This is a genomic window from Synechococcus lacustris str. Tous (assembly GCF_003011125.1).
GTDB classification, from domain to species: domain Bacteria; phylum Cyanobacteriota; class Cyanobacteriia; order PCC-6307; family Cyanobiaceae; genus Synechococcus_D; species Synechococcus_D lacustris.
In genome coordinates, this window is sequence record NZ_PXVC01000092.1 from 1 (window position 1) to 8,685 (window position 8,685).

Sequence of the window (8,685 nt, forward strand, 5' to 3'; positions counted from 1 at the left end):
ATCCTTAAGGCGTTTGGAAAATGTCAGACCTTGCAAGAAAATGGAGCAGTTATTGACCTTTCGCCTGTGCTTGCCGGTTCGAGCACGGTCGCTGAATTTGAGGCAGCAATAGAGCGACAAACTGGTCAAGAGACTTCACATTTTGATCTCTTCTTCTTAAAATCTCGATGAACATTAGCTAATTTATGAATCATAAATCTTGAGATATTTAAACAATTTAGCTTATTTAACTCAAAGAATTTTCGGATCATCCGATAGTGCTAGCCCTTGGCCTGATCTCGCTTTTCAGCCGGATCTTATGAGAGTTTTTCATCATCTCGGCAGTCATGCACATCGATCGAGTCGCACGCCACTATAGGCACTTTGCCCACGAATCCTCGACTCACTCGCCAATATAGCGTTCTCAGCCTGGGGCAGAATCGACCGCCGGCATTTTTCTCTTCAAAAAGTATGCTTCAATGCTCAATTCTTTCGGGATCTTGTTGACATGCAGTCGTGCCATGCATTGGTTTATCTCGAAATGCTTCATCAGCAAAAAATAGGCAATTCCCCACTTGGCCTGACCTCCTAAAATGAAAAGCGATGAGCCAGTTGTTCAGAGACAGCTTGGTTACCTCCAGGATCGTTCCTGTGGCAACGGTGACTTGATGTCGGGGCAGCCCCAGGGATGATGCAAAGCTGGCAATAAACTCCATTGTTAGTGCTCACATCTTTGGTTGAGTTGGCCGTAACGGCATACTCACTATGCCCGAAAGCCCTGTACCCTCAAACAATTTCGATCTGATCAGCTACCTCAAGTCGATACCCCCCTCTGTCAGGGAAGTTGACGCCTCTTCATCTCGACCACTTTTTTCCACCAGGGGGCTTGATAGAGCAGAGCAATTCGCCGTTACAGCGAGGCCGTCAAAGCTGATGTAAGAAGGCGGATGACTCCGCCGCACCGACAGAGCGTGGCCCAGATTTCAGCAGAGCTGGGCATTCACGTGGCCAACCTCTACAACTGGAGGAAGGCCTGGCGGTTGCAAGGGGAGGTGGTGCCGGCATCCGAGAAGGAACCAGAGGCGGTAACTGTCAGGAAACGTACCAGTACACCTGAGCACGCCCTCGCGTCCGAAACACCCACGGCCATGTCCAAAGGCCTCTGCCAGACTGGTCATGGGGACGTCAGGCCATGACCGATGACATCTTTGGAGGCTTGTTCCCGAAAGGAAACGTGGTCTGGATTCCCACAGCGCTCCCTGCCCTGGCGACGACACTTCTGGAGAAATCCAGGTGCTGATCCCGATTAGGAAACTGTTCATTTTTTAGCGCGGAATCTGCCTGGCATCCCTCCTCAGACCCATTGCAGCAGATGTATGYCAGGAAGTTCTTCCCCCTCGCGCCGCCGACGTGCGCGCCTCAGAGTGGTCAATCCACGCTCCGCAGGAATAGACATCGGTAGTCGGTTCCATGTTGTAGCGGTACCAGCCGAGCTTGACGATGACCCAGTGCGGAAATTCTCAAGCTTCACTAATGATCTGAAGTCTATAGCTGAATGGTTGCTCGCTATCGACATCAAGACGGTAGCCATGGAGTCAACTGGAATCTACTGGGTTCCGCTCTACGAAATACTCGTGGGGCGAGGCATCGAAGTCTTTCTGGTTAATGCTCGGCACGCCAAAAACGTGCCCGGCAGAAAGACTGATATTAATGATGCCCAGTGGTTGCAACAGCTTCACAGTTACGGCCTTGTTCGCGCAAGCTTTCAGCCTGATCCCTGTATCGCCAAGCTCAGKGCCTATTTTCGACAGAGAGATGTTCTTGTGCGTTATCGATCGTCGCACCAGCAACACATCCAGAAAGCCCTCATGCAGATGAATCTACAGCTACATCATGTAGTYAAAGATATCACTGGCCTGACAGCTCGCAGGATCATTGACGCCATCCTTTCAGGAGAACGAGATCCCCAGAGGCTTGCTACATTGCGCGATCGACGCTGCAAAGAGTCTGTGGAGACAATCGCTGCCGCTCTCGAGGGAAACTATCAAGAAGAACATCTCTTTGAGCTCAAAATTGCCATTGAAATGTTTGATGCTTATTCGGCAAAAATTCAGGAATGTGAGTTGGCTGGCCAGKCAGTGCTGCAAGAGCTAGCTGGGGATGGCTATGTAGAACCCGAGCGGCAAACGAGCGACTCACGAATTAGGGGGAACGGTTTCTCGTTTAATCCACAAGCCCTGATCACATCAKTAGCAGGCCACGATCTATTGAGCCTCCCTGGTCTCGGCCCTGCAACGGTGATTACTTTGATCAGTGAGTGTGGGCTCGACATGACACGCTGGCCAAGCGCCAAGCATTTTGTCTCCTGGCTTGGTTTAAGCCCGCAAAACAAGATCTCTGGAGGGCGTGTGCTTTCCTCACGGACAAGACAGGGAACAACTAGAGCCGGCAGTGCCTTTTGGATGGCAGCAGTTCCACTCAGTAGGACCAGCTCAGCTTTGGGTGCATTTCAGCGGCGACTATCTGCACGAGTTGGCAAAAGTAAGGCATTGATTGCAACGGCGCGAAAGCTGGCCATTCTTTATTACAAGACCATCAGATACGGTATGGAATTCCAGGAGCTGGGAGACTTGGCCTACCAACAGGCATCACGGGATCGACAAATCCATGGGCTGGAGCGACGTGCCAGATCGCTTGGTTACCAACTGGTAGCAACCGGCTGACAGGCCGAGATCACTGATGGCCGTGGGTGTTTCTTAGGAAGATGGCTGGGATGGCGTCACGAACCTGATGCCACTATGGCGGTACTGGTGGTTGTAACAGTCCACGAACGCCGCTATCCAGCCGCAGGCTTCCTCGACGTTGGTGAATGGCCTGCGGGGGTAGTCCGGCCGGTATTTCACGGTGCGGAATAACGACTCCGAGTAGGGGTTGTCGTTGCTAACCCTCGGTCTGGAGAAGGATCTGAGCACCCCCAGCTCCTCCAGCGTGGCGGCCCGCATGGCGTTGCCGTTGTCGGCATGAAGGATCAGAGGCTGAGGCCGTCTCCTACTGATCCGCTCCCGCAGACAGGCGCGGCTGACGAGATCAGCGGCGATGTGGGCGTCTTCCCGCTCGGCTACATCCSAGGCCACCACCTTGCGGCTCCAGACATCGACCACCAGRTAGAGGTAMAGCCAGATGCCACGGTCGCTGGTGGGCAGGTAGGTGATGTCCCAGCTCCAGAGCTGATTCGGGCCTCTGGCTTCCAGTCGCGGCACCGGACGGGGCTCATGGGGCGGCCGGGCGCGGCCACGGCGATGGGCCTGGCCATGGGCATGGAGCACGCGGTAGAAGCTGCTCTCTGAGCCGACATACAGCCCTCGGTCGGCCAGGATCGGCACGATCTGCCCCGGCGGTAACGCCGCGAACTCGGGCTTGTTGCAGGTGAGCAGGATCCGCTGGCGCTCCTCGTCAGTCAGGCGATGAGATACCAGGCGCTGGCTGCCTTTGCGGCGATCCAGCCCGTTCCCATCACCCGCGAACTGCCGCCGCCAGCGCTGCAACGTGGTCAGGCCCACGCCCAGCAGTGCGGCCACCTCCTGGGCCCGTGCACCGGCCGCCATGGAGGTATCAAGGATCTCCAGGGCCTTTTGGCAATCCTCGGCCGCGGTCAGTCCTCCCCGTCCTCGCCCCAGTAGGCCTAGATCTTTTTTGAGGCGATCAGCAAAGCCGCCGCCTCCGCCAGCGCTTTGTCCTTGCGGCGCAGTTCCTGCTGCAGCCGCTTGATCTTCCGCTGGTCCTCCTGGTGCCGCTTCTGGAGGTCCTTCTGGTCGGCCATCGTCAGCAGCGGCTTGGCATTGGCATCCTGGGCGGCCTGCCGCCAGCGGGCCGCCTGCTCAGGGAACAGGCCCCGCTCTCGGCAGTAGCCACCAAGTTCTGTCGCGTTGAATCCGGCGGTCTCAAGGACCACTGTGAACTTGTCGGCAGGGCCCCAGCCCTCGGGGTCCTTCTGGCTGGCCGGCACCACCTCCCCCTGCAAGCGCCACGCCTTCCTCCAGTTGTAGAGGGTGACCACGTGAATGCCCAGCTCTGCTGAGATCTGGGAAACGCTCTGCCGCATTGGCGGACTCATCCGCCTTCTGACGTCAGCCTTGACGGACTCGCTGTAACGACGCATTGCTCATGTCCTCAAGCCCCCGGGTGTACTGATCAAAGGGGTGGCATCTATCCTGAAACCGGGGGCATCAAGCCCCCTAGTGAAAGAACTGCTCAGGTTAGAGAGACGTAATCTTTTCTGGCAGAAGGGAAGCAATCCGGACAAAACCGGTATCAGCATGGCCGCACTAGCTAACCAGTAACGGACATTCAGTCGGCCCTGAACTCTGGTCTGACGTTCATCTCAGGAACGGCTCGCTGAGCTGCACGGCTAACCAACCTGGTGAGATAAAACATCTAGATCCTCTTCGACAAAAAAGAATCAAAGCGCCGAGCAATAGCGTCAGGCGAATTATTAGTCAAAACCCAATCACTAGCTTGTTTCCCATAAAGCTTAAGATGACCAGGGCCAAGGGGAAAGACACGGTCAAGTATAGACATGAACGAACCATCAAAATCCACAGAATCAATGCAAAAGCCACAGCCTGCACGGCGTATCACATCGTGGACATCGCCAACATCCGAAGAGACTACTGGCAAGCCACAAGACATTGCCTCCCACACCGAGTTGGGAGAAGACTCGTGATAAGAAGAACATACATAGATGTCATGACTTTGATATAGAGAGGCAATATCATTGGAGTCGTGAACAAGCTTCAACGAAAAATACGAAGAAGCGACAGCCATACTTTCAAGTGAATCACGATAAGACTTATAATTAGAACGAATTGGACCAGCGATTGTAAGGACTATCGGAAAGTCATGTCGCGCATAGAGGGAACAAATCTTGACCAGGCGATCAAATCCTTTAGTAGGAACAATACTTCCAACGCTTAATAAAAGGAGGGGCCGAGATCTGCAGAAGGATTCACGAGACTCGTGAGAAGTCGATAAGCCTCGCGAATAAGCCGGGAAGAATCTAGATGAGTCAACACAAGAAGGAAGCAAGACTGAAGAAAGGCGATGAGAAACATTCACGTAGTCTCTATAGTAAGAAAAGGTTCTTCTTGAATTAAAGATGATGCCACTAGCAAAAGTAGTAAAGAAATACAAGAGCATTCTAAAGAAGAATGGCTGTGACGTGTCGTTTAAGCGGATTACAAAGGGCGTTTTAGTTGCCATGCATGCAATGATTGACCTAACCATCCAAACACCCCCGAATACCAAAACAACAGATGCATTGCAGCCAAGATAGACACCTACAAGATTACGAACTGAGGGAAAGAAAGAAGAAAAGAAATGCCACAGATTCCTTGGAGCAAAAGAAAGCGTAGAGAGGTCAACCTGCCTATACTCTATATCATTGTCGCGAACAATTTCTAGGAGATGTTCGTCAGCAGAAGTTGGCAGCAGAAGGATGTATCGAGAAGTATTAGAGAATTTGAGTTTTTCCAGCAATGTAATAGCCTGCCTATGCGGACCAGCAAACCTACCCTCTTCAATAACAACCAAGATAATGCGCATTTAAAAAATTGAAAAATGACGAACCAGAACCATTCAATTAGCTGGAAATCTCAAGCATTTTCTTTGGACAAGAGTAGAATTTTCCATGGCATGTAAAGGTCACCCTTGAAAACAAGATTACCAACAGGCCGAGAAACGCGCGAATATGAATCCGCAGCACTGGCATAGGCAACATCTTGTTGATGCTTTTCAAGACGATCTAGATCCTGGAAGTCCTGATGGACTGAAATGCGCCAAGATGGACCAAAAAGAGACTTAATGTAGTCGAGGCTATAAATATTATTATGCTGGTATACAGCAGTAGAAAGACTTTCAAAGCCAGTGGCGGAGCCTACGAGTTTTTTGGATATAACAATATCAGATCCAATTAGCATTCTAAATGCACAAATTGAGATATTTGATTTTAATATATTGGATACCACCGGCTCAATTGAAGGGAGGTGCGGAAGAGTATTCGCGGACAAGGCTATATTTACAAGGGGAGATATAGCGAGGGGCTCAAGTATATCGCCATGAATAAAGCTTACCGTCGGATCACCAGAAAAGAATTGGCAGCCATTCGTAATGTTAGCCTCCACAAGATCAAGCCCAGTGTACGAATCAAGACTTGTGTCGAATATTCTACGAAAATGTGGATAGTAATGGCCAGGCCCACTTCCTATATCAAGAATATGTATACTTGAAGGAAGATTAGGTTGGTCAAGCAGCAGTCTCGCTAGGGTGCTGCATGAGTCCATGAGAATACCTTGCTTAAGTCTATTATGAAGGACGTCGACATAATGATGATCGTCGTCAAAGTAATTCCAGTTGGTCATTGGAGATCAGTGATAGAGTCCGAAAAGGAGGATGCGTAGCTAGAAGGAGAAGAGTTAGGAACGTATAAACGTGTAAAGGCTTCATAGTCAACGGGATCAATAAATTCATTATCCATGCATTTGGTGATGTCGTCTAAGGCATCCGTGCTTGAACGATAGACCTTGAGATTAGTGGATGCCACAAGAGATCTCAAATGGGGAAAGCCCCAAATGCGTGTAATTGGGCGGTAGTCGGAAAAACCAGGAGGATCCCACCCTATATTAATTTGATGCTTTCGAAGGACCATTGAATCAATTGCAACGGTTGAACCACAAGATATCACGACATTGGCGTCCTGCAACTGACTACTGTAAACTCTATCCTCGACGAAGCTCATAAAGTTTTCAAAATACTTTTTAGAAATTCCAGGAAAATAAAGTTGAACAGGGAAGCTGAATCGCTTTGTGGAACTCTTAAACAACTCGACAAAGTCAGACTTAGTAAAAGGGTGAAACCGAATGGTAACTTGAAGAGATTCAGAGTTAAGCGGTGATTTGTCTAATAAATCCAAAAAGTTAAGAGCATTTACAAACTCGGCAGGAATATTGTTATGGGGGCACTTGGTAAGATCTTCATAAGAAAGACATATCAGTATTTTAAATGCAGGCGATGGCTCGTGAACTGACTGAGGGGTCTTAGGGACGTTTAGTAGTTGAGAGAACCGTGGAAATCCAAGTATTACAATTTTTTTATCCGAAAAGCCATAAATTTCTTTAAGTTCACTGGCCATTTGAGAATTCCATACTAGGACTCCAGAGGAGTTAAAATCTACAAATACCTTAGTCGTAAAGTTATCCCAGCTTCCAGCCGCTAAGATTAACTTTGACTTCGAAAAGAAAGCATCAAGAATATATCCGTACTCTAAAGAGTTTATCACTGACCTAGATGATACTACCATGTGGTAGTCGGTGTCACAAAGATATTTTTTTTTGCGTAGAATTCTATTGGATAGAAAAAAAGATAACACAAGCAAGAACTTGTGAATATTGATCGCCAGAATCAGCCTGAATAGGCTATGTTTAAAACCGTGCCAGCTCAGCTGAACAAGATTTAGGGGCGAAATACGTGTTAAATCGTGTAGAGCTTGATAGTTGTAAGAGTGTTGATAAATAAAGACACTGAACAGCTGCTTGAGTTGACGATCTAGCCAAGAGTCTGTATATTCTACTAGTGTATAAACCGATACATTGCATCCATAGAGAGGGACAAGCTCAGGCTCTTGGGTGTAAATATGGATAATCAGGCCTTCAGAGCTTGAAAGTTTTTTTAATGCACCTGAATAACATATATCTCTTATATTTACTGCATATGGTAGAAGCAGTGCTAGTTTTTTGGGTGAATTTGATTGCATATTTTTAAGGGAGGGGGAATTGGTCGGTTGCAAAATTGCTTGCGCAATATTTAAATATACTTAAGGTTAAGCCTGTTGTAGAGAATAAGCCTAGCAAGGTATCCATACTGCATGAAGAAAATTAAAGGAATTGGCGGAAGTATAGCGTAGAAAGAAAAAATAATAGAGAGAATTAGAAAGATAAATAGTACTGCAAATGCAAACGTCAGCTGAACATACCTACCAGCTGAGGCGAGCAGCGCAAAAGGAGTTATCGATTTCATGTTTATAGCTGAAACTATGATTGCAGAATATATTACTATAAATAAGGAGAGGTCAGCGCTGGATTGTAGCAATCGTTCTTTCATGCTTGAACCTAGAATAGCACAGATAAAGAGAGGAAAAGATATAAAGATTAAAAATAAGGAGATCTCAAGTTTAGGCATTATTTGTAGGCAAGCAACTCTTACTGATTTCACTGAGGATGATACTGAACGAGTTAGTATTTTTTGGTACTTAATAGTTTCGTAAATAAGCATGAATCCCAATAGCTGCCTCATCAGCTTATAAACTCCAAGAAGATATTGGTCAGTTAACAGCCTAAAAGCAAATAGTTCAAGTGGAGATTCTAAAGTTTTGTTGATAGAAAGAAGAAAACCAGAAAATAAGGTGCTTTGAATTTTGCGATAAAAAGAAAAAGAAATGCTGAGCGGGATGGAAAATTTGCGATTCTCCTTGTGTACATACACTCTGCGTAATACATCCAAAGAATAGCTAGCACCAATTATGCAGCTAGACATAGCGACCGAATATTGCGCTAGGAATATAAGTAGACAACTATTTAATACAGAAAGGTTTTTAAAGTAAGCAGAAAATAATACGCACAGCACACAGACTAGTGAAGCTAACTTATATGAGAG

General features: G+C 48.0%; 9 protein-coding genes. 2 read left to right on the top strand and 7 right to left on the bottom strand.

Annotated features, from left to right (window positions below; genetic code table 11):
• Positions 1-455: 455 nt before the first annotated feature.
• Positions 456-695: a hypothetical protein gene (locus tag C7K08_RS15590; protein ID WP_161955910.1), complete on the bottom strand. Its 240-nt coding sequence runs from the start codon at positions 693-695 to the stop codon at positions 456-458.
• A gap of 186 nt (positions 696-881) precedes the next feature.
• Here C7K08_RS15590 and C7K08_RS16485 point away from each other — a divergent pair, with 186 nt between their 5' ends.
• Both C7K08_RS16485 and C7K08_RS12070 read left to right on the top strand, forming a co-directional pair.
• Positions 882-1,175, top strand: a complete 294-nt coding sequence (locus C7K08_RS16485; protein ID WP_272867438.1) for a transposase — start codon at positions 882-884, stop codon at positions 1,173-1,175.
• Between the two features lie 180 nt (positions 1,176-1,355).
• Positions 1,356-2,702 (top strand): IS110 family RNA-guided transposase, encoded by a 1,347-nt coding sequence (locus C7K08_RS12070; protein WP_241537243.1) that lies wholly within the window; start codon positions 1,356-1,358, stop codon positions 2,700-2,702.
• 33 nt (positions 2,703-2,735) lie between these two features.
• Here C7K08_RS12070 and C7K08_RS16490 read toward each other — a convergent pair whose 3' ends face one another.
• The 6 genes from C7K08_RS16490 to C7K08_RS16150 form a co-directional block, all read right to left on the bottom strand.
• The gene (locus tag C7K08_RS16490; protein WP_161955911.1) at positions 2,736-3,557 is read right to left on the bottom strand and encodes an IS3 family transposase; all 822 of its coding nucleotides are present in this window, start codon (positions 3,555-3,557) and stop codon (positions 2,736-2,738) included.
• Between the two features lie 104 nt (positions 3,558-3,661).
• Positions 3,662-4,138, bottom strand: coding sequence for a transposase (locus C7K08_RS16495; RefSeq protein ID WP_106500844.1), 477 nt, complete (start codon positions 4,136-4,138; stop codon positions 3,662-3,664).
• Between the two features lie 275 nt (positions 4,139-4,413).
• On the bottom strand, positions 4,414-5,580 hold the full coding sequence (locus C7K08_RS12085) for a glycosyltransferase family 4 protein (RefSeq protein ID WP_106500845.1): 1,167 nt from the start codon (positions 5,578-5,580) through the stop codon (positions 4,414-4,416).
• Positions 5,581-5,630: 50 nt separating this feature from the next.
• Positions 5,631-6,158, bottom strand: a complete 528-nt coding sequence (locus C7K08_RS12090; protein ID WP_206603846.1) for a hypothetical protein — start codon at positions 6,156-6,158, stop codon at positions 5,631-5,633.
• A 233-nt stretch (positions 6,159-6,391) separates the two neighbouring features.
• Positions 6,392-7,819 carry a hypothetical protein gene (locus tag C7K08_RS12095; RefSeq protein ID WP_133165253.1) on the bottom strand — a complete coding sequence of 476 codons (1,428 nt, stop codon included), beginning with the start codon at positions 7,817-7,819 and terminating at the stop codon, positions 6,392-6,394.
• A gap of 17 nt (positions 7,820-7,836) precedes the next feature.
• Positions 7,837-8,685 (bottom strand): hypothetical protein (locus C7K08_RS16150; RefSeq protein ID WP_206603847.1); only part of this gene is annotated, 849 nt, incomplete at its 5' end.

Excerpts from the sequence above, each read along its gene's own strand:
- C7K08_RS15590 (WP_161955910.1), bottom strand. The coding sequence starts at position 695 with ATGGAGTTTATTGCCAGCTTTGCATCATCCCTGGGGCTGCCCCGACAT.
- C7K08_RS16495 (WP_106500844.1), bottom strand. The coding sequence starts at position 4,138 with ATGCGTCGTTACAGCGAGTCCGTCAAGGCTGACGTCAGAAGGCGGATG.
- C7K08_RS12085 (WP_106500845.1), bottom strand. The coding sequence starts at position 5,580 with ATGCGCATTATCTTGGTTGTTATTGAAGAGGGTAGGTTTGCTGGTCCG.